Raw genomic sequence first — 18,061 nt, 5'->3', positions numbered from 1 at the left:
GCTTTTTAATTTTAATAACATCTGGTTCACTGGCACCTTTTATTTCGTTACCAATTGGTGTAAAAGGAGTTAATAATTGTAAACGTTCAGATGATGGGCTTACTGTTACAGTAACTCCACTTCCATCTGCCATTGGTGCTAAATATCCATTATCTTTAACTTCAAAACCTTTTGGAGGTAATTCCCATCCTGTAGGTTCATCAAATTTAACTTGTTCACCATTTTTATTTGTTATAGTATCCGTCATTGGGTTAAAATCCAAACGACCAGAAATAGCAATTGCAGCGGTTATCTCTGGAGACGCTACAAATGCGTGTGTATTTGGATTTCCATCTGCACGCTTAGCAAAGTTTCTATTAAAAGAGTGAACTATACTATTTTTTGGTGCATTTTTAGGATCGCTATATCTTGCCCATTGACCAATACAAGGTCCACAAGCATTTGTAAAAATCTTAGCATCTAATTTTTCAAAAACACCTATAATACCATCTCTATCTGCCGTATATCTTACTTTTTCAGATCCAGGATTAATTCCTAACTCTGCTTTCATAACTATACCTTTATCTAATGCTTGCTGTGCAATTGAAGATGCTCTAGACAAATCTTCATAAGAAGAGTTTGTACAAGAACCTATTAATCCCCATTCTACATCTAAAGGCCATTGGTTTTCAGTTGCTATCGCATTCATATCAACACCAACTTTAGTCGATAAATCTGGTGTAAAAGGTCCATTTAATAATGGTGTTAATTCTGATAAATTAATTTCAATAACTTGATCAAAATATTGTTCTGGATTTGCATAAACCTCAGCATCTGCCGTTAAGTAGTCTTTAACATTATTTGCTGCATCTGCTACATCTGCTCTATCTGTAGCACGAAGATAACGCTCCATAGAATCGTCATATCCAAAAGTAGAAGTTGTTGCTCCTATTTCTGCTCCCATATTACAAATTGTCCCTTTACCTGTACAAGACATAGAAGTCGCTCCTTCTCCAAAATATTCTACAATAGCTCCAGTTCCTCCTTTAGCAGATACAATTCCTGCTACTTTTAAAATAACATCTTTTGGTGCAGTCCAACCAGATAATTTACCGGTTAACTTAACACCTATTAATTTAGGGAATTTTAATTCCCAAGCCATTCCTGCCATTACATCTACCGCATCTGCTCCACCAACACCAATTGCAACCATTCCCAATCCACCAGCATTAACTGTATGAGAATCTGTTCCAATCATCATTCCTCCTGGAAATGCATAATTTTCTAAAACTACTTGATGGATAATTCCTGCTCCAGGTTTCCAAAAACCAATTCCATATTTATTAGACACTGATTCTAAGAAATCAAAAACTTCACTACTTACATCATTAGCATGTTTTAAATCTGTTGCTGCATCACTTTTAGCCTGAATTAAATGATCACAATGTACTGTAGTTGGAACTGCAACTTTAGCTTTTCCTGCTTGCATAAATTGTAATAAAGCCATTTGTGCTGTTGCATCTTGACAAGCAATACGATCTGGTGCAAAATCTACATAATCTTTCCCTCGTGTAAACGCTTTATTTGGTGTTCCATCCCAAAGGTGAGAATATAAAATTTTCTCAGAAAGTGTAAGTGGTTTCCCAACAACATTTCGTGCTGCATCAACACGTTCTGTCATTTGACTATACACCTTTTTAATCATATCAATATCGAATGCCATATAGTTGTATTTTTTAAGTTAATTATTCCTTTAAAAGTCTTGCGAATTTACAAAATTATTAAGGATTTTAAAAATTCTTTATTGAGCTTCAGGAAGAATAGTATTATTATCAAAAAAAAGGAATTTATTAATCAAATTAATAAAAATAGAAGTTCTAATTTATCAATTTATTAATTTTTATTCTTGATTTTTTGAATCATAAAGTTAAATATCACTAATTAATTTAGTGGAAATTTCTATTATTAAACAAGAAAAGCAGTAAATAAAAAGTTAATTTTTATTACGTGCTATTTTAATTAATTTAATAATTGTTAGAAGAATTGCAAAAAACTCTATAAATGTTCCTACCAAAAGTAATTGCGGTGCAAACTGTAAGTGTAATATTTTAAATGTGGCCCCAAGAATTGTTAAGCCAATTCCTATAAGCAATACTATTAATGGCGTTATAAACTCTTTTAGTTTCATATTAATAAAGGCTTTCTATTATTTTTTCTATAGTAATTCCTTCAGCTTCTGCTTTGTAGTTTTTAATCATTCTATGGCGCAAAACACCAACAGCAATAGCTTGGATATTTTCTATATCTGGTGAGAATTTACCACTTATAGCCGCGTGCGTTTTTGCTGCTAAAATCAAATTCTGAGAAGCTCTTGGACCTGCACCCCAATCTATATATTGCTTTACTAGCCCTGAAGCATCCAAACTTAAAGGTCTTGTTTTCCCAACCATTCTAACTGCATATTCTATAACGTTATCTGCAACTGGAATACGACGGATTAGCTCTTGGAAATCAATAATTTCTTGCGCTGTAAACAATGAATTGACTATTGGTTTATGATTAGATGTTGTTGCTTTTACAACATCTACTTCTTCTTGAAATGTTGGATATTCCAAATTAATAGAAAACATAAAACGGTCTAATTGTGCTTCGGGTAATGGATATGTTCCTTCTTGTTCTATTGGGTTTTGTGTAGCTAAAACAAAATAAGGTAAATCTAATTTATAATGATTTCCTGCAACTGTAACCGAACGTTCTTGCATAGCTTCTAACAAAGCAGCTTGAGTTTTTGGCGGCGTACGATTAATCTCGTCTGCTAAAATGATATTTGAAAAAACTGGTCCTTTTATAAATTTAAAATTTCTTGTTTCATCTAATATCTCACTACCAAGTATATCACTAGGCATTAAATCTGGTGTAAACTGTATACGTTTAAAATCTAAACCCAATGCTTTGGAAATAGTGTTTACCATTAGAGTTTTAGCTAAACCTGGAACACCTACTAACAAAGCATGTCCTCCAGAAAAAACACTAATTAATATTTGATTTACAACATCATCCTGACCAATAATAACTTTAGCTACTTCTTGTCGTAAATTATTATATTTTTTTACTAATTGATTTATTGCTTCTACGTCGGACATTTAAGTTTTTTTAGAAGCACTAATGTAACAAATATGCATAAAAAAACCTTTGATTTTCTTCAAAGGTTTTTTTATTAGTTATAAATAAATTCTTTAATTCTTTAGCCAATTGCTATTAAAATCGCAATCTCTATATGCTTCTCCTATTTTAATATAGGTTTCTTTAATTTTTTCGTCTTGCCACTTATCGATAGTTTTAAAACGTTTTTCATTAAGTGCTAGATCTTTAATTTTCAAATAATCTCTAGAATAATCTGCTATGTGCGTATCTACTCTATCAGTAACCATCATTATTTTAAATTTAACAGCTCCTTTTCTATCTTGTTCTGCAATAACCTCACTAACAGTATCACTCTCTAAACTTTGAATTTGTCCATATAACTCTGTATCCATTTTGGTTAACTCAAAATTATAATCTTGTGTTGTTGGGTTAATTAATTTACCGCCGTTAAATTTTGTTTCTTTTTCATCACTAACTTCTTTAGCCGCTTCAGCAAATGTAATATCTTCTGCAATAATTTTTGCTCTCACATCTTCTAACCTCTTTTTAGCTTCTTCTAAAGATGAATCTAAAATTTTTGGTATTAATAAAATATGTCTTACATCGTATTCCTGTCCTCTAATTTTTTCTAAGAATATAATATGGTAACCAAAATCTGTTTTAAAAGGTTCAGATATTTGTCCTTCTTCCATAGAAAAAGCAGTTTCCCTAAACTCCTTTACCATTTGTGGACGTTTTCTATTTAAGGTATATTTACCTCCATTTGGAATTGAAGCCTTATCATCTGAATACAAAACTACTTTAGATCTAAAACTGGCTCCTTCATTTTGAACTTGATTTTTAAACTCTTTTAGTTTAGCAATTACTCTTTGTTCTTCTTCTGGCGTTACTTTGGGTTGAATTACAATTTGAGCAACTTTTAATTCTGTTCCAAATTCTGGTCTTTCGTCTTCTGGGATTTTATTATAAAACTCTCTAACTTCTTCTGGTGTAACTTCTACTCCATCAACAATTTTCTTTTGCATTTCTGAGGCTAAACGATTACTCTTGTTTATTTCAAACATTTCATCTCTAAACTCCTTTTCATTATCTTTCTTATAAAATTTTAATAGTTCCTCCATAGAACCATTTGTACTTTGTAAAAATTGCTGCACTTGCTGATCTACATAAGACCTAATTTCTAAATCTGAAATCTCTATACTATCTTGTATAGCATGATGTGCGTATAATTTATCTTCTAACAATTTACCAAACAACTGGCAACGAGAAACACCTTCTATAGATGCTCCTTGTGCTTTTAATTGTAATATAGTTTTATCTATATCACTATCTAAAACAATATAATCTCCAACTACAGCAGAAACTCCATCTACTTTAATTGCAGAATCTGATTTTATACTATCGTTTTGCTTTGGAGCTACTTGCTCTTTAATAATTTCTTGTGCAGAAGCTTGAGCTAATCCTAAACTTAGAATTGCAGTTGCTAAAGTGTTTTTAATTAAGTATTTCAAACTGTTTATTTTTAATAGCATCTTTTGTAATATCTGTTTCTATTTTTTTTAACAAATCTACTTTACGTTTATTTATTAAAATTTGATTTATTGTTGGTCTAACATAACTAAGTGGTGCTGTTTCACCTCTTAATAAAACATTTTTAATTTGCACCAAATATAGGTCTAATGAATCTGTGAGTTGTAGGAAATTAGATTTTTTTAACAGTTCCTGATTGTTTTGAGTTGTGAAAACTGGTAGTTTTTTTAAAACCTGATCTGATTTTATCCAAATTGAATCATTTAAAGAAGATGATTTAAATTGGATTTTTAATGAATCTAACACAAATCGATCAATCGAATCAAAGCGTTTTAATCGCTTAACTAAATCACCTATATCGTTTCTTTTATTATTTATAGCAATATACCTTAGCTGCAATAAATTCTCGTTTAAATTAAAAGCCTGGTTATTGTTAGTATAATATTTTTTTGCTGATTCGTATTTTATAATCGTATCTAAACTTTTACTAACTAAAGCTTCTAAATATGCATTACTATACAAATCGTTTCTATAATAATCTATAAGCATTTCAAACTCCTTTAACTCTTCTTCTTTTAAATTTTGAGTTGCTCCATTTACCAATAACTGTTGTTTAGCCCATTTATTTATGTAGTCTTGAACAAAAATCAAACTATCTGTTTTAGATAAATTTTCAGGGATCTTAGACTCTAATTCGTTTAAATACAAATAAGCATCTTCTACTCTAGCTACAGCATTTTCTGGAGTATCTGTTTTATACCAGCTACATGAAACTACGCAAAGAATAAATAATAGATATATAAGTAAATGTTTCAAATTAGTTTTTTAATTCTGCTTTTAAAGCATTTAAATTAGATTTATTAATAACTACTGGATATTTAGCTTTTAACTCTGAAATCCATTTAATTTCTTTTTGGTCTTGAAAGTCGCTCATTACACTTCCACGAGCTTGATAATAACTTTTTTGTCCTTCTGGTAAGATTGAATCAATCTGAACAACAACATAAGACTTATTATTTTTTTGGACTTTAAAAATCCCTTTCTCAATTTTTAATTTTGAAGGTAATGCAGGGTCATCAAGCTCATAATTCCCAGAGTTAAAAGTTACATTTACTTGATTTTTTGTATTAAACAAGCTCTCTATTTCTTCTTTCGTTTTACCTGAGACTAAAAGCTTGTATACTTTTTTTGCCTGCTTTTTATTGGCTGAAGATGCAATAGTTGCCTCAATTCTTTTAGGAAATGTATAATTAGTTTTATTTAAATTATAATATTCTTTTAATGCTAAAGAATCGTTTTCTGATGAATTCCAAATTTGATTCCCCATTAATTCAAACAATAACAAACCTTCTTTATATTCGTTTAAGATTTGAGCGTATTCTTCGTTTTCATCTTCTAAATGATTTTCCTGATATCTTAAAACATTAACATCAACAAAGTCTTTATATACTTTTTCTAACAATTCCTTAAAACTTCTTTTTGGTTGTGTTCGCCTTTGTATTTTGTGTAAAAAATTTGCAAAATCTTTATATACTAAAATTTGTTTATTAATAGCTAAAAAGGGTTTATCTGTATTTAAATTATCTGGAATAGTCCAAAGACCTTTAAAAACACTATTATTTAAACCTGCTTCAAAGTCTTTTAATAGAGGTTGGTTGTATGTTATATCATATCTAGTTAATAAATCCTCTACACGTTTATTATTTAGAACTTGAGATCTGGAATCACGTTTTACTTTTTGTGCTAAATCTAACTTATAAGTATTAAATTCTGGTAAATCTTTTTTAGAATATAATTTTATAATATGCCAACCAAATTTTGTCTTAAATGGTTTAGTATAAGAACTTATTTCTTTTAAACCAAAAGCCTTATCTTCAAATAAAGTAGAACTTAATTGTCCTCCTGAAAAGGCAGGTAACATTCCGCCTTTACTTGAAGAACTCTTATCTACAGAATATTGTTTAGCTAAAGCCTGAAAGTCTTCGTTTTGCTCTAAACGCTTATAAAGTTGATTTATTAATTGTTCTTTATCCGTTTCTAACATTATGTGAGCTACGGTAACTTCACCCCTATTTTTTCTAATATCATTAACTATAACAATATGATAACCAAAACGAGTTCTAAACGGCTCTGAAACATCACCTACCTTAGTATTGTATGCAACTGTTTCAAAATTATACACCATTTTAAAAGCGGTAAAATAACCTAAATTTTCTGCAAATATTGTTTTTCCGTTATGACTCTGCTTTTGAACTGCATCAAACCCTTCTTCAATAACACGTAATCTAATTTTATTTATTTCTTCTAGAGCTTTGGTCTGCTCTAGCTCGCTTGCGTTTTCATCTAATTTAATTAAAACATGATTAGCATTAACTTCTGTTTTTAAACGTTCATAGGCTTCAATAATTAATTGATCCGTTACCTTATTATCATTTAAATATTTTTGAGTTAATTGTTTTTTATAACCTTCCAATTCATTCCTGTAGCTTTGTTTTTTGTCTAAACCTTTATCGTAAGCATCTTCAAGTTTCAATTTATAATTAATAAACAAGTCTAAATAATTATCTATATTTTTTTGAGAGTTATCTTGAACTAAATCTAGATTTTTATTGTAAACACGTTTAAACTCCTTACTTAAAATAGGCTTATTGTTAATTGTAAACAATACGTCTTGTTGGGCATTCACAAAGTAAGCAGTCCCGAAAATTAAGAATAAAGTGATATAAAAATTTTTCATAAAATTAATAGCTTATTTTTGACAAAAATAGCAATATAATAGGATATCACAAGTCTGATTTAACATTAAAATAACGCCAAAAAAGATGAAAAAAATAAAACTAATCTGGGATTTTAGAGGTGCAGATGCTTTAAAAATTGCAGAACACCATGTAATTCATTTAAAAGAATATATTACTATAAAAAAAACGAACATAAATATTACGGGTTTTACTGCCTTAACAGACCATCACGCTATAGCGTATATGGTAGTCACCGAATTAGAAATGAAGTTAATACGTGATACACTAAAACCACATAGAGGGCAAATTTATAAAGACTAGGTTTTAATAAATTAGTTTAACACAATAAAACTAGGCTCAAAAAACACTTTTATAATTTAAAATCAGACTCATAACTAATCATTTTAATGTCTTATTTGTATAGTTATGGAATTAAAAAACAATAGAAAAATGAAAATCAAAACATTAACTTGTCTTATGTTTTTAACACTTTTTGGATGTAAAAATGAAGATAGATTTATATTTTTTCTCCATAATCGTTATTTAGAACAACATAGTTTAAATGAATTACATCCTGAATTTGGCAGAACAGAATATAAAGAAATTATTAAAGAGTTTGAAAGAAACGATTTAAAAGTTATTAGCGAAAAAAGAAATAAAAATGTTAACGCGAGAGAATATGCCATTAATGTAATAAAACAAATTGATAGTCTTATAAAAACTGGAGTTAATCCTAGCAAGATTACAGTTGTTGGAACTTCAAAAGGTGGATATATAGCTCAGTATGTTTCAACGTTAGCAAATAATAAAAATTTGAATTTTGTATTTATTGTATGTTTTAGGAATAGTGACATTTTAAATATTCCAGAAATCAACTATTGTGGAAACATTTTAACAATTTACGAAAGTTCTGATCCCTATGGAGTTTCTGCATTAAAACGAAAAACTACTTCGAATTGCGAAATACAACATTTTAAAGAAATTGAATTAAATACAAGTATGGGGCATGGATTTTTATTTAAGCCATTAAAAGAATGGATTAAGCCAACAATAAATTGGGCAAATGAAAATTATTCTTTTGAATAAAAAAGAAGATGTCTTAATTATTTTATCTTATTTTTTTGTAATAACATTTTAACCTATTACTTTTATAAAAATAACCAAAATTACACATTATGAAAAATTATACTTTAGCTATTGGAATAGTATTATTAGGATTTACATCTGGTTGTAAAAAAGAAGAAAAAACTATTGAAGTAGTTGAGGACGTTAAAGAGATAGTTGTAGATAAGTCTAAACTTGGAATTAAAACAGAATTAACTATTGCATTAGAACCTAAAAGCGAAAGTAATGTTTCTGGTGAGGTTAAGTTTACTCTTGACAAATACAACTATGTTAAAATGGTTGCAAATATAACTGGTCTTACTCCAGGAACTCATGCAATACATATTCACGAAAATGCAGATTGTAGTAGTATTGATGGTAAATCTGCTGGAGGACATTGGAATCCTACAGGACAACCTCATGGTGAATGGAAAAGTAAAAAAGGATTTCATAAAGGTGATATAGGGAATTTTGTTGCAAACCAACAAGGTGAAGGTTTGGTAACAATGCACACTAACGAATGGTGTATTGGCTGTGACGACGTTACAAAAAACATAATTGGTAAAGCTATTATTATTCATGAAGGATTTGATGATTTATCTTCTCAACCATCGGGTGCAGCAGGTAAACGAGTAAGTTGTGCTGGAATTATTAAATAATACATATTTAAATACCATAACAAAAAGCTATTACATATTGTAATGGCTTTTTTATTTAATTCTATTTAAAGTATATTTGATTATTAAGAGTATAAGTTTATGAACCCATCTTCTAGTGGTTGGATTAAGAAGTATGAAACTCTAAGTCCTACTATCCACTTTAAAACAAACACATTTAAGGATCTTTACAGCTTATTAAATAATTGTGGTTTTATTTATGGTTTTAGCACTAACCTTATTTTTAACTTTAAAAACGAACAAGATCTAACTCAAGAAGAAATAGAAAAACTAAATGTATTAACTGCTTTTTTTTGTGTTTATAAATTAAAAAACAGGCAACCAAATTTTGCCAATTTCATAGAGTCTCTATTAATTTACTTTGAAAAAATTGATGTTTTTGATCTTAGCCTATGGGATAAATTTATTGCTGGTAAAGATAAATACCAACAACTAGAACGCATTATAAATGAACACGTACAAATAGACACCAATTTACTAACTAAACATTTTAATAAAAAAACTACAAACAGCCTTCTATTTATTGACGTTATTGCGTATTATAATTTATTAAACTCTAAAGTTGATATAAAAACCTATTACAAAGACTTAGAATATATAGTTGCAAATATTACTAGTGATGTTATAAGTTTTAAAAAAGAATATCAAAAAGAACAAAAAACAACTCTAAAATCTATTTCTAATTCTTTCCTATACCAAAACGAATCAACAAATAAAATAGACTTAAACTACAATCAAATAATTGAAAGTGAATATGGCGTTATTGAAAATACATATTTTTTAGATGTTGCTGCTTTAACTATTTGGGAAACTGATTTTGAAAACGATTCATCTTATAATTTTCTAAAAAAATTAGGTACAGATATGTGTTTATCGGAAAAAAACATAAACATATCAATTAATAATATGGCTGTGTTTTTTAATAAGGCTAAAGATTCTAAATTATTTAGAAAAACAAATGCATTAAATAATTTCTATGATAACGCATCTGAATTAGTTATAAGGCTAATAAAAAGAAACAGCAAACGTATTATTAAAGAATTATCGCAAAGTAAGGAGTTAATGCTACTTTTAAGTCAGTCTACATTTAGAGAATTAACCAAAGAAGAACAAGAAAAAGTACAACTACAATTATTAGACATATTAAAAACAATTCCTAGTCTGGCTATTTTTTTATTACCTGGCGGAGCAATTTTACTTCCAATATTTGCTAAGTTAATTCCTAATTTATTACCAAGTGCATTTAACGACAATAAGATTGAGGAATAACCTAAGCCCTACTCTAGCCACAATTTAAAATCTTTTACACGTTCTCTAGCTACAATAATTTCTTCATCAGTATAATGGTGTAATTTTATTTTTAATCTTGAGTTAGAATAACTTACAATATCTAAAATCGCGTTTACATTAATATAAAATTTACGATTTACTCTAAAAAAAGTCTGAGGATCTAAATCCATTTCTAATTGGTCTAAAGACTGTTCTAAAACATAACTCCTTTTTTCTTTAGTAAATGCGTAAGTAGCTTTATTCTCACTATAAAAACAATCTACATCTTCGTTATTAATTAATTTAATATGTTGCCCTACTTTAACAGAAAAACGTTTTTTATATACACGATCTATTGGATTGGTTAACAAATTCTTTATATCGTTAAAATCTACCGTTAAATTAGTTTGTTTTGGAATACGCTCTTTATATTTAGAAATAGCATCTTCTAATTCTTTAGCATCTATGGGCTTAAGCAAATAATCTATACTGTTTAGCTTAAATGCTTGTAACGCATACTCATCATAAGCAGTAGTAAAAATTATAGCTGAGTTAATAGTTACCTCATCAAAAATCTCAAAAGACAATCCATCGCTTAACTGAATATCCAAAAAAATCACGTCTGGATGTACATTGTTTTGAAACCATTCTATAGATTCTTCTACAGAATGCAACATAACTTCTGCTGTTACTCCAATAGTTCCTAACATACGTTTTAAACGTCTAGCAGATGGTTTTTCATCCTCTATAATAAGTACATTCATTATTCTAATAATATTTTATTTAAGATATTAAACAAAGTAATTAATTCTCACCTAAATTTATATTGTTATTAAATCAAGATGCTTGTATTATAATAAAACTAATATAATTCATTGTTTTTTTTACGCTCCATAATTTCCTTTATTTTTTTCTCTTCCCATTGTTTTCCAAATTTTAATTGAGGAATAAAAACAGCACTTGCATGCGCTACTATACCAATTCCCCAAAAAAAGAATGTTGTGAAATTTTGATACCTAAAGACACTTTCGGATGGACTTGTATAATACATTTTTACACCAAGCATCATTAAACTAATAACTATGTATACAATAAAATGAACATAAAACCCTTTTATCTTTTTAACACGTTTTACAGCTTCGGTATAATTTTCTTCTTGCATTTTTTGCTCTAAGAATTCCATTATTTCCAAGTATTTAATTGGTTAGACTTTACTTTTTCCATTATTTCTTTTATCTTTTTATCTTCCCAAGATTTACCATATCCAAAAACCTCTAAAGCGTGAAAAGCTAAACCCATTCCCCATCCAAACATTGGAAAAAAGAACCAATAAAACTCTGGTGAATATCTTAAATTAATAAAAATTAAAAAAGGTATTACAAAAGAATAAGATATGGCATTACCATAAAAACCTTTAATTTTTTCTACTTCTTTTTTTGCTTGAGTATATGCCATTTGTTCGCTAAATCCTGTGTTTACTTCCATAATATTTATTTGTTTTGTTAATAATGGTATTGTTGCTATAAAATGTGTTTTTGTAGCGTTTATTTCTATTTTTCTATTTGTCAATAATCTGTAGCGTTGTACAATATTACTTAATCCAACACCACTACTTTTATTTAAAATTTGTTTTATCTGTAGATTGTTTTGTACAACTATACTGTTGTCTTGTTCTTTTATAATTATTTTTAAAGGCTTAGTACTTGTAACTATATTATGCTTTACTGCGTTTTCTAAGAGTAATTGTAAAGATAATGGCACCACTTTACTTTCTGGGTTTTGTGCTTTTTCAGGAATTTCAAATATTAAACTATCTTCAAAACGCATTTTTAATAAAGTCATATACGTTTTAGCAAACTTTAATTCTTCGTCTACTGTAACTAAATCTTTATTTTTTTGCTCTAATACATATCTATAGACCTTAGATAATGCAGTTGTAAATTGTTGCGCATTTTCTGGATTCTCTTCTATTAAACTATTTAAAACATTTAAACTATTAAAAAGAAAATGAGGGTCTAATTGATTTTTTAAAGCATCAAACTTAGCGCTTGCAGTTCCTGCAATAACTTTTTGTTCTTTTATTTTGTTTTGCTGACTTTTATTATAAAAATAAATAATATGAAAAGTAACAACAACCGTTAACGTTATCCATAATCCAAATTGATAATTCCTAAAAGATTCATTTTTTAAAAAATAAGTAACAGCTTCTCCATTAATTATAATACTAGAAAATGCCCTTAAAATAAATAAGCCAATTAAAGTAATAACAACCGAACCTGTAATACCAATTAGAATACGTTTTAACCAATCTCTCTTTTTCCAGTTTCTACCTTCTAAGTAACTAAAATATGCCATATTAGAATAGCCTAATAAAAAAGCATAAAGCTGATACATAGAGAAATGAAATATTAAATGACTAACATTATTAAATGTATACTCTTCAAAAAACATTGCACCTATTAAAAAAACAATAGTTCCTATTAAAAATGTTATGGCGGCTTTTTTCATATTACACTTACTTTTATTTACAGTTTTTTACAGCTAAAACAGCCTCTTCTTCACCCCAATTTGGATGTTGGCTACTTTCTTGCTTAAAGGTATCAAAAAGTTTAACTGCTTTTTCTAAATCGGCACAAAAAGTACTAGTATCACTACCAAAATATTTAGCAGCACCTATTTCCCATTGTGCTTTACCTAAAACCACACGTGGATTTTTTGGATTTAATACGTAAGCATCATTATATAGTTTAGAAATTATTCCAGAATACTGTCTACCGTAAACCTCACTATTACTAACAACATATGCTAAATATAGTTTAGCTTGTAAAATAATAACTTCTTCGTTTTTAGACGTTAAGTTATGTGCTTTATCTAGGTAAATTTGAGCTTTTGTTAGTTTCTCTTTTACTATTAAAGATTTCTGACTATTTATAAAAGCTTCGGTTATTAGTGTTTGTGCCGCATAATAATTTGGCAACCAATTATCTGTGTGCTGCTTAGATAAGTTTTCAAAAATTGAAATAGCTTTTACCGTTTCATAATTTGTTAATGCCAATTTTCCTTTTTCAATATCTTTATTAAAAGTTTGAGCACTTAATGTTGTTACTAAAAAAGACGTTACTAAAAATATTAATCGAGTCATAAGTTTGTTGTTTTATAATTACAGAACAAATATGCAACAGATCTCTTCTTTTTTAAATTAAAAGAAACCGAACTGTTGTATTTTTAAGCTGAATTGTATTTTTTTGAAAAAAAGACTAAAATAAGTGTAACAAAATGTAATTTTACATTACTTATATAATAACCAAACCAAAAACAATCATTGGATAGTACTAATAGAGTAGAATTTGTTTCGCTTCTTGAAAAGCATCAGAATATTGTGCACAAAGTCTGTAGGCTTTACACTAATAATTATGATGCTCATAACGATTTATTTCAAGAAATAACCATTCAACTATGGAAAGCATTTCCTAAGTTTCGTGGCGATGCTAAGTTTAGCACTTGGATGTATAGAATTGGCTTAAATACAGCCATAACATTATACAGAAAGTCTAAACGAAGAATTGCAACTCAAGAATTTGATGCTGTAGAATTTAAAATTTCTGCTGAAGAATATGATGATACTGAGGAGCAACAATTAAAGCTACTTTACCAAGCTGTACACCAATTAAACGACATAGATAAAGCATTGGTGTTTTTATATCTGGAAGAAAAAAATTACACCGAAATAAGTGAAACATTGGGAATTACTGAAGTGAATGCACGTGTGAAGATGAATAGAGTAAAAACTAAGTTAAGAACCATTTTAAATCCGTAAACTATGGATGAATTAGAATTATTAAAAGGTCACTGGAAACAAACCAAAAACAAGCATAAAACCTTTTCTACTAAAGATTTAACAAGTATGCTACATAAAAAGTCGTCTTCTATTGTGAAAACGCTTTTTTATATTAGTATTGCCGAATTAGCCTTTTGGGTTTTACTAAATTTTATTCCTTTTGTATCTCCAGACTACGAAGCTAAAATTAGAGCAGCCTTTGGTAGCGAAGCCGTTTATACTGCAATTAGCATTTTTACTTTTGGTATTGTATTTCTATTTATTTATTTACTATACAAATCTTATAGAAACATTTCTACTACAGATTCCACAAAGGTTTTAATGCAAAACATTTTAAAAACTAGAAAAATTGTAAAATGTTATGTTATCTATAACTTAGCAGCCATTCTGCTAACCATACCTTTTTCTTTAAGCTTTTCTATTAAAAACAATCCACAATTATCAAGTTCTATAGAGAGTTTTAGCCATATCCAATTAATAACATCTATACTAACCGTTGTGTTTATAGTTGCTGTTGTTCTTGGATTTTTCTGGTTGTTTTACAAATTACTTTACGGTATTTTATTAAAGCAATTAAATCATAATTATAAAGAATTAAAGAAGTTAGAGGTTTAAATTAATTTCTATTTTTTATAAACAGCTTTCAATAGTTTGATTTTACAAAACTTGACTTTGTTATATTTTTAAGCTAACTTCGTTTAGCTACTGATATAAAACATTAAAACGTGTTCATATCATCTTGTTATGCATCATTAAACACTTATGAGAAAAATATACTTTATATTATTAATCATTCTTATGATATTTTCTTGTAATCCAAAAGAATACAATACACTAAATCAATATTCAAATACCCCAATAAAATTTGCAAAAAGGCAAATAATTGACGAAAAACTTGATTTTAAAATATCAATCCCAAAAGGATATAATACTAAAATTAAAGAATATAAAACTGAAAAAAATGTTTTCGAGAGTGTTATCTTAAGTTTGGATATAAAATCCAAAAAAGATGAAAATGGAAACCAAAACTGGATATCTATTCAAAAAGTAAGAGGACACAAAAAAAATGTAAATCTTGAGTCTGCATTTAATCATTCCATTTACGTTGTCAGAGATTTTATCGGTGTAGAAATTCTTGAATCAGGAATTTCTAGCATTTTAGAATATGATTCATTTTTTCTTCACACAAATCCTGAGACAGAAGAGTATGGAAAAACAGATTTTATAATGTTTGTATTAGAAGCTGATGAAACTGATGTTTTCTATAATATTACTGCAACTTCTACTTTAAATGATAATTTAAAAAAGAATATGTCAATGTTAATTAGCTGTATTAGAACTTTTGAAAAGATAGAAATACAGAAAAAAAACAATGCACAACAAGGACTATAATTAATGCGGGAGCGAGTGATAGCCGAAATGTTGGATGATTTACATTGTCGCAAAAGCTTTTTTCTTATTTTTAACTACTAAACATAAAAAACGCCAAAAGCTTTTACTTGTGCTGGCTTGAAGTTCGCTGAACTTCCGCGCAGCACTAACCATAACTTTAGCAGTTAAACGAACCCTTTAAATAAGTTTACTAAAAAACTAAACGGCTCCACCACGCAACTCATTTAATTCTTCTTGTTCTTGAATTTGCTCTGGCGTTAATACCTTTAAAAAAGATGGATGTTGTTCTATTGCGTATTCTATTTTTTCAACAATATCTGCTATACTTTCGTTATCGTAATCTATTTTAAGTGGTTCTTTAATTTCAAAAGATTGCAGAATATTTTTCTTATTAATACGTAAACCTTTCTTATCAAAACTACGTCTAAAACCATCTATACCAATTGGTACTACAACTGGTTTATAGCGCTTAATAATATGTGCTGTTCCTTTTCTAATTGGTTTAAAAGGTGTCGTTGTTCCTTGCGGAAATGTAATAACCCAACCATCGTCTAAAGCTTTACTTATAGCAGAAATATCGCTCATTTTAACTTGGCGATTTACATCTTTACCTTCACTTCTCCATGTACGTTCTATAGATATAGAACCTACGTAAGCTAAAATTTTTGGTAAAATACCAGAACGCATAGTTTCTTTTGCTGCCACATAATACATATTAAGCTTAGGATTCCAAAGGTAACCTACATTTTTTATAGAATCTCCTCTTCCTTTTAAACTTGCATTAAATACATGAAACATAGAAACTACATCTGCAAAATAGGTTTGATGATTAGATATAAACAAGACATTTGTATCTGGTAATTCTTTTATTATTTCTGAACCTTCAATTTGTAAGTCGTTAAAACCTCTAAAACGTCTATGAGACAAAGCTCCAAGAATACGAATTAGCCATTTTTTAATAAATAAATTATGTCCGAAAGGATTTTTTTTAAATAACCCCATAGTTTTTAGTTGATTTTGAGGTCGCTAATGTATAAAAATTAGAGGTTAAAGCACAGATTTTAACAAGTCTTTTACCTCGCTAAGCATCATTGCTGTTGCGCCCCAAACTAAATGGTTGTTTAACTCCATAGCTGGTACATTAAATTGCGACTTATCTTTTAATTGTACTTCTTTGGTTTTTAAGTTCTTATCATCTAAAAAATCTTGAAGCTTTACTTCTAGAATTTCTTCTACTTCATCATCTTGCTTTACAAACAATGGTGTGCTTTTACTAATTCCTAAAAAAGGAGATACATAAAAATTACTTGGCGGAATATACACTTTTGTTAGAGCTTTTAAAGGTGTAATATAATCTATTGGAACACCAACTTCTTCAAAGGTTTCTCTTAAGGCTGTATATTCTAAATCTTTATCTTCTAACTCTACCTTTCCTCCTGGAAAACCAATTTGTGCAGAATGCACACCTTTATATGTTTTTCTTAAAATAAGCACCAAATACGTTTGATTGCTTGAATTTGGATAAAACAAAGCCATAACAGCAGCTTTACGAGCATTTGCTATATTACCTGCTTGTTGTTTGATTAAATCTTCTCTGTATGGTGGCACCATTTTAAGATGAGATTTTTCTGCTGGAAGCGTAATATTTTTTACTTTTGAAACTAATGTAACAAATTCATCAAAATTCATTATGCGTTTATTAGTTGGTTGGTTTCTTTTTTTAGCGTTGTGTTCTTGTAAAAATGGAACTTCTAAACAAGAAGAAAATCATCAAGAAAACAGTCCACTAGTTACTAAAGGTATAAAAATAGATTCAATTACACCTATAAAAACCGAGTTTCCGTATTTAGACAAAACTAATGCTATGGACTTTTTTCTGGAATATGAGAAAGAAAACAAAGAACAAAACGTTAGATTAACTACTACAAAAGGTATTATTGAAATTGAATTATTTAATAAAACGAAATTCCATCGTGCTAACTTTATTTACTTAACAAAACTTAAAGCTTTTGATAATACACAATTCCACAGAGTTATTAAAAATTTCATTATTCAAGGTGGAAATACAGACGATATAGAAGTTGCCAGAAAACGACGAAAAATTGGACATTATCTTTTACCAACAGACACAAAACGTGGTTTTAAACACCATAGAGGTGTAATTTCTATGCCTAGTAGCGATATAGAAAACCCACACAAATTAGCATCGCCATACGAATTTTTTATTGTACAAAAAGACAGTTATCATTTAGATGGTAACTACACTATTTTTGGTAAAGTAACTAAAGGCTTAGATGTTGTAGATGAAATTAATAGTGTTGACACAGACGAATCTGATTGGCCTTTACACAACATCTATATTAAAAAAGTAGAAATTATTGATTAGTCAT

20 protein-coding genes are annotated in these 18,061 nt (G+C 28.6%); 8 read left to right on the top strand and 12 right to left on the bottom strand.

Annotation, left to right across the window (positions count from 1 at the left end; all coding sequences use genetic code 11):
- The 6 genes from ACFDSN_RS00805 to ACFDSN_RS00780 form a co-directional block, all read right to left on the bottom strand.
- Positions 1-1,702 (bottom strand): aconitate hydratase (locus ACFDSN_RS00805; RefSeq protein WP_375237914.1); only part of this gene is annotated, 1,702 nt, incomplete at its 3' end.
- 270 nt (positions 1,703-1,972) lie between these two features.
- Positions 1,973-2,167, bottom strand: coding sequence for a gliding motility protein GldL (locus tag ACFDSN_RS00800; RefSeq protein ID WP_375237913.1), 195 nt, complete (start codon positions 2,165-2,167; stop codon positions 1,973-1,975).
- Position 2,168: 1 nt separating this feature from the next.
- Positions 2,169-3,122, bottom strand: coding sequence for an AAA family ATPase (locus ACFDSN_RS00795; protein WP_375237912.1), 954 nt, complete (start codon positions 3,120-3,122; stop codon positions 2,169-2,171).
- 93 nt (positions 3,123-3,215) lie between these two features.
- A complete protein-coding gene (locus ACFDSN_RS00790) occupies positions 3,216-4,655 on the bottom strand; it encodes a peptidylprolyl isomerase (RefSeq protein ID WP_375237911.1) in 1,440 nt (479 codons plus the stop codon).
- Positions 4,618-5,469, bottom strand: a complete 852-nt coding sequence (locus ACFDSN_RS00785; protein WP_375237910.1) for a peptidyl-prolyl cis-trans isomerase — start codon at positions 5,467-5,469, stop codon at positions 4,618-4,620. The genes ACFDSN_RS00790 and ACFDSN_RS00785 overlap by 38 nt, the downstream gene beginning before the upstream one ends.
- A gap of 1 nt (position 5,470) precedes the next feature.
- On the bottom strand, positions 5,471-7,390 hold the full coding sequence (locus tag ACFDSN_RS00780; protein ID WP_375237909.1) for a peptidylprolyl isomerase: 1,920 nt from the start codon (positions 7,388-7,390) through the stop codon (positions 5,471-5,473).
- Positions 7,391-7,475: 85 nt separating this feature from the next.
- On the opposite strand from ACFDSN_RS00780, the gene ACFDSN_RS00775 reads away from it, so the two are divergent.
- The 4 genes from ACFDSN_RS00775 to ACFDSN_RS00760 all read left to right on the top strand — a co-directional run bounded on the left by ACFDSN_RS00775 (position 7,476) and on the right by ACFDSN_RS00760 (position 10,441).
- Positions 7,476-7,712, top strand: coding sequence for a hypothetical protein (locus tag ACFDSN_RS00775; RefSeq protein ID WP_375237908.1), 237 nt, complete (start codon positions 7,476-7,478; stop codon positions 7,710-7,712).
- A 129-nt stretch (positions 7,713-7,841) separates the two neighbouring features.
- Complete coding sequence (locus tag ACFDSN_RS00770; protein ID WP_375237907.1) at positions 7,842-8,477, top strand: alpha/beta hydrolase; 636 nt, start codon at positions 7,842-7,844, stop codon at positions 8,475-8,477.
- 89 nt (positions 8,478-8,566) lie between these two features.
- A complete protein-coding gene (locus ACFDSN_RS00765) occupies positions 8,567-9,154 on the top strand; it encodes a superoxide dismutase family protein (RefSeq protein WP_375237906.1) in 588 nt (195 codons plus the stop codon).
- Positions 9,155-9,253: 99 nt separating this feature from the next.
- On the top strand, positions 9,254-10,441 hold the full coding sequence (locus ACFDSN_RS00760) for an LETM1-related biofilm-associated protein (protein WP_375237905.1): 1,188 nt from the start codon (positions 9,254-9,256) through the stop codon (positions 10,439-10,441).
- 8 nt (positions 10,442-10,449) lie between these two features.
- Here ACFDSN_RS00760 and ACFDSN_RS00755 read toward each other — a convergent pair whose 3' ends face one another.
- From ACFDSN_RS00755 to ACFDSN_RS00740, 4 genes are all read right to left on the bottom strand, one after another.
- Positions 10,450-11,205, bottom strand: coding sequence for a LytR/AlgR family response regulator transcription factor (locus ACFDSN_RS00755; protein ID WP_375237904.1), 756 nt, complete (start codon positions 11,203-11,205; stop codon positions 10,450-10,452).
- Positions 11,206-11,303: 98 nt separating this feature from the next.
- Positions 11,304-11,624 carry a 2TM domain-containing protein gene (locus ACFDSN_RS00750; protein ID WP_375237903.1) on the bottom strand — a complete coding sequence of 107 codons (321 nt, stop codon included), beginning with the start codon at positions 11,622-11,624 and terminating at the stop codon, positions 11,304-11,306.
- Complete coding sequence (locus tag ACFDSN_RS00745; protein ID WP_375237902.1) at positions 11,624-12,949, bottom strand: histidine kinase; 1,326 nt, start codon at positions 12,947-12,949, stop codon at positions 11,624-11,626. The genes ACFDSN_RS00750 and ACFDSN_RS00745 overlap by 1 nt, the downstream gene beginning before the upstream one ends.
- A gap of 13 nt (positions 12,950-12,962) precedes the next feature.
- Complete coding sequence (locus tag ACFDSN_RS00740; protein ID WP_375237901.1) at positions 12,963-13,583, bottom strand: hypothetical protein; 621 nt, start codon at positions 13,581-13,583, stop codon at positions 12,963-12,965.
- Positions 13,584-13,763: 180 nt separating this feature from the next.
- On the opposite strand from ACFDSN_RS00740, the gene ACFDSN_RS00735 reads away from it, so the two are divergent.
- The 3 genes from ACFDSN_RS00735 to ACFDSN_RS00725 all read left to right on the top strand — a co-directional run bounded on the left by ACFDSN_RS00735 (position 13,764) and on the right by ACFDSN_RS00725 (position 15,671).
- Positions 13,764-14,258: an RNA polymerase sigma factor gene (locus ACFDSN_RS00735; RefSeq protein ID WP_375237900.1), complete on the top strand. Its 495-nt coding sequence runs from the start codon at positions 13,764-13,766 to the stop codon at positions 14,256-14,258.
- Positions 14,259-14,261: 3 nt separating this feature from the next.
- The gene (locus tag ACFDSN_RS00730; RefSeq protein WP_375237899.1) at positions 14,262-14,894 is read left to right on the top strand and encodes a hypothetical protein; all 633 of its coding nucleotides are present in this window, start codon (positions 14,262-14,264) and stop codon (positions 14,892-14,894) included.
- A gap of 147 nt (positions 14,895-15,041) precedes the next feature.
- On the top strand, positions 15,042-15,671 hold the full coding sequence (locus ACFDSN_RS00725; RefSeq protein ID WP_375237898.1) for a hypothetical protein: 630 nt from the start codon (positions 15,042-15,044) through the stop codon (positions 15,669-15,671).
- A 198-nt stretch (positions 15,672-15,869) separates the two neighbouring features.
- Here ACFDSN_RS00725 and ACFDSN_RS00720 read toward each other — a convergent pair whose 3' ends face one another.
- Positions 15,870-16,673: a lysophospholipid acyltransferase family protein gene (locus tag ACFDSN_RS00720; RefSeq protein WP_375237897.1), complete on the bottom strand. Its 804-nt coding sequence runs from the start codon at positions 16,671-16,673 to the stop codon at positions 15,870-15,872.
- A gap of 45 nt (positions 16,674-16,718) precedes the next feature.
- The gene (locus tag ACFDSN_RS00715; protein WP_375237896.1) at positions 16,719-17,360 is read right to left on the bottom strand and encodes an NUDIX hydrolase; all 642 of its coding nucleotides are present in this window, start codon (positions 17,358-17,360) and stop codon (positions 16,719-16,721) included.
- Between the two features lies 1 nt (position 17,361).
- On the opposite strand from ACFDSN_RS00715, the gene ACFDSN_RS00710 reads away from it, so the two are divergent.
- Positions 17,362-18,057, top strand: coding sequence for a peptidylprolyl isomerase (locus tag ACFDSN_RS00710; RefSeq protein ID WP_375237895.1), 696 nt, complete (start codon positions 17,362-17,364; stop codon positions 18,055-18,057).
- Positions 18,058-18,061: the final 4 nt, after the last annotated feature.

It is taken from the genome of Aurantibacter sp., from assembly GCF_042094015.1.
In the GTDB taxonomy this organism is placed as follows: Bacteria; Bacteroidota; Bacteroidia; order Flavobacteriales; family Flavobacteriaceae; genus Aurantibacter.
The sequence above is the reverse complement of the archived record's forward strand: the minus strand, read 5'-3'. Positions and strand labels throughout refer to the sequence as shown.

What these genes read in the sequence shown, in the direction of transcription:
- ACFDSN_RS00750 (WP_375237903.1), bottom strand. Translation starts at nt 11,624, where the DNA reads ATGGAATTCTTAGAGCAAAAAATGCAAGAAGAAAATTATACCGAAGCT.
- ACFDSN_RS00770 (WP_375237907.1), top strand. Translation starts at nt 7,842, where the DNA reads ATGAAAATCAAAACATTAACTTGTCTTATGTTTTTAACACTTTTTGGA.
- ACFDSN_RS00800 (WP_375237913.1), bottom strand. Translation starts at nt 2,167, where the DNA reads ATGAAACTAAAAGAGTTTATAACGCCATTAATAGTATTGCTTATAGGA.
- ACFDSN_RS00730 (WP_375237899.1), top strand. Translation starts at nt 14,262, where the DNA reads ATGGATGAATTAGAATTATTAAAAGGTCACTGGAAACAAACCAAAAAC.
- ACFDSN_RS00720 (WP_375237897.1), bottom strand. Translation starts at nt 16,673, where the DNA reads ATGGGGTTATTTAAAAAAAATCCTTTCGGACATAATTTATTTATTAAA.
- ACFDSN_RS00760 (WP_375237905.1), top strand. Translation starts at nt 9,254, where the DNA reads ATGAACCCATCTTCTAGTGGTTGGATTAAGAAGTATGAAACTCTAAGT.
- ACFDSN_RS00765 (WP_375237906.1), top strand. Translation starts at nt 8,567, where the DNA reads ATGAAAAATTATACTTTAGCTATTGGAATAGTATTATTAGGATTTACA.
- ACFDSN_RS00780 (WP_375237909.1), bottom strand. Translation starts at nt 7,390, where the DNA reads ATGAAAAATTTTTATATCACTTTATTCTTAATTTTCGGGACTGCTTAC.
- ACFDSN_RS00795 (WP_375237912.1), bottom strand. Translation starts at nt 3,122, where the DNA reads ATGTCCGACGTAGAAGCAATAAATCAATTAGTAAAAAAATATAATAAT.
- ACFDSN_RS00710 (WP_375237895.1), top strand. Translation starts at nt 17,362, where the DNA reads ATGCGTTTATTAGTTGGTTGGTTTCTTTTTTTAGCGTTGTGTTCTTGT.
- ACFDSN_RS00790 (WP_375237911.1), bottom strand. Translation starts at nt 4,655, where the DNA reads ATGCTATTAAAAATAAACAGTTTGAAATACTTAATTAAAAACACTTTA.
- ACFDSN_RS00755 (WP_375237904.1), bottom strand. Translation starts at nt 11,205, where the DNA reads ATGAATGTACTTATTATAGAGGATGAAAAACCATCTGCTAGACGTTTA.
- ACFDSN_RS00745 (WP_375237902.1), bottom strand. Translation starts at nt 12,949, where the DNA reads ATGAAAAAAGCCGCCATAACATTTTTAATAGGAACTATTGTTTTTTTA.
- ACFDSN_RS00775 (WP_375237908.1), top strand. Translation starts at nt 7,476, where the DNA reads ATGAAAAAAATAAAACTAATCTGGGATTTTAGAGGTGCAGATGCTTTA.
- ACFDSN_RS00725 (WP_375237898.1), top strand. Translation starts at nt 15,042, where the DNA reads ATGAGAAAAATATACTTTATATTATTAATCATTCTTATGATATTTTCT.
- ACFDSN_RS00740 (WP_375237901.1), bottom strand. Translation starts at nt 13,583, where the DNA reads ATGACTCGATTAATATTTTTAGTAACGTCTTTTTTAGTAACAACATTA.
- ACFDSN_RS00715 (WP_375237896.1), bottom strand. Translation starts at nt 17,360, where the DNA reads ATGAATTTTGATGAATTTGTTACATTAGTTTCAAAAGTAAAAAATATT.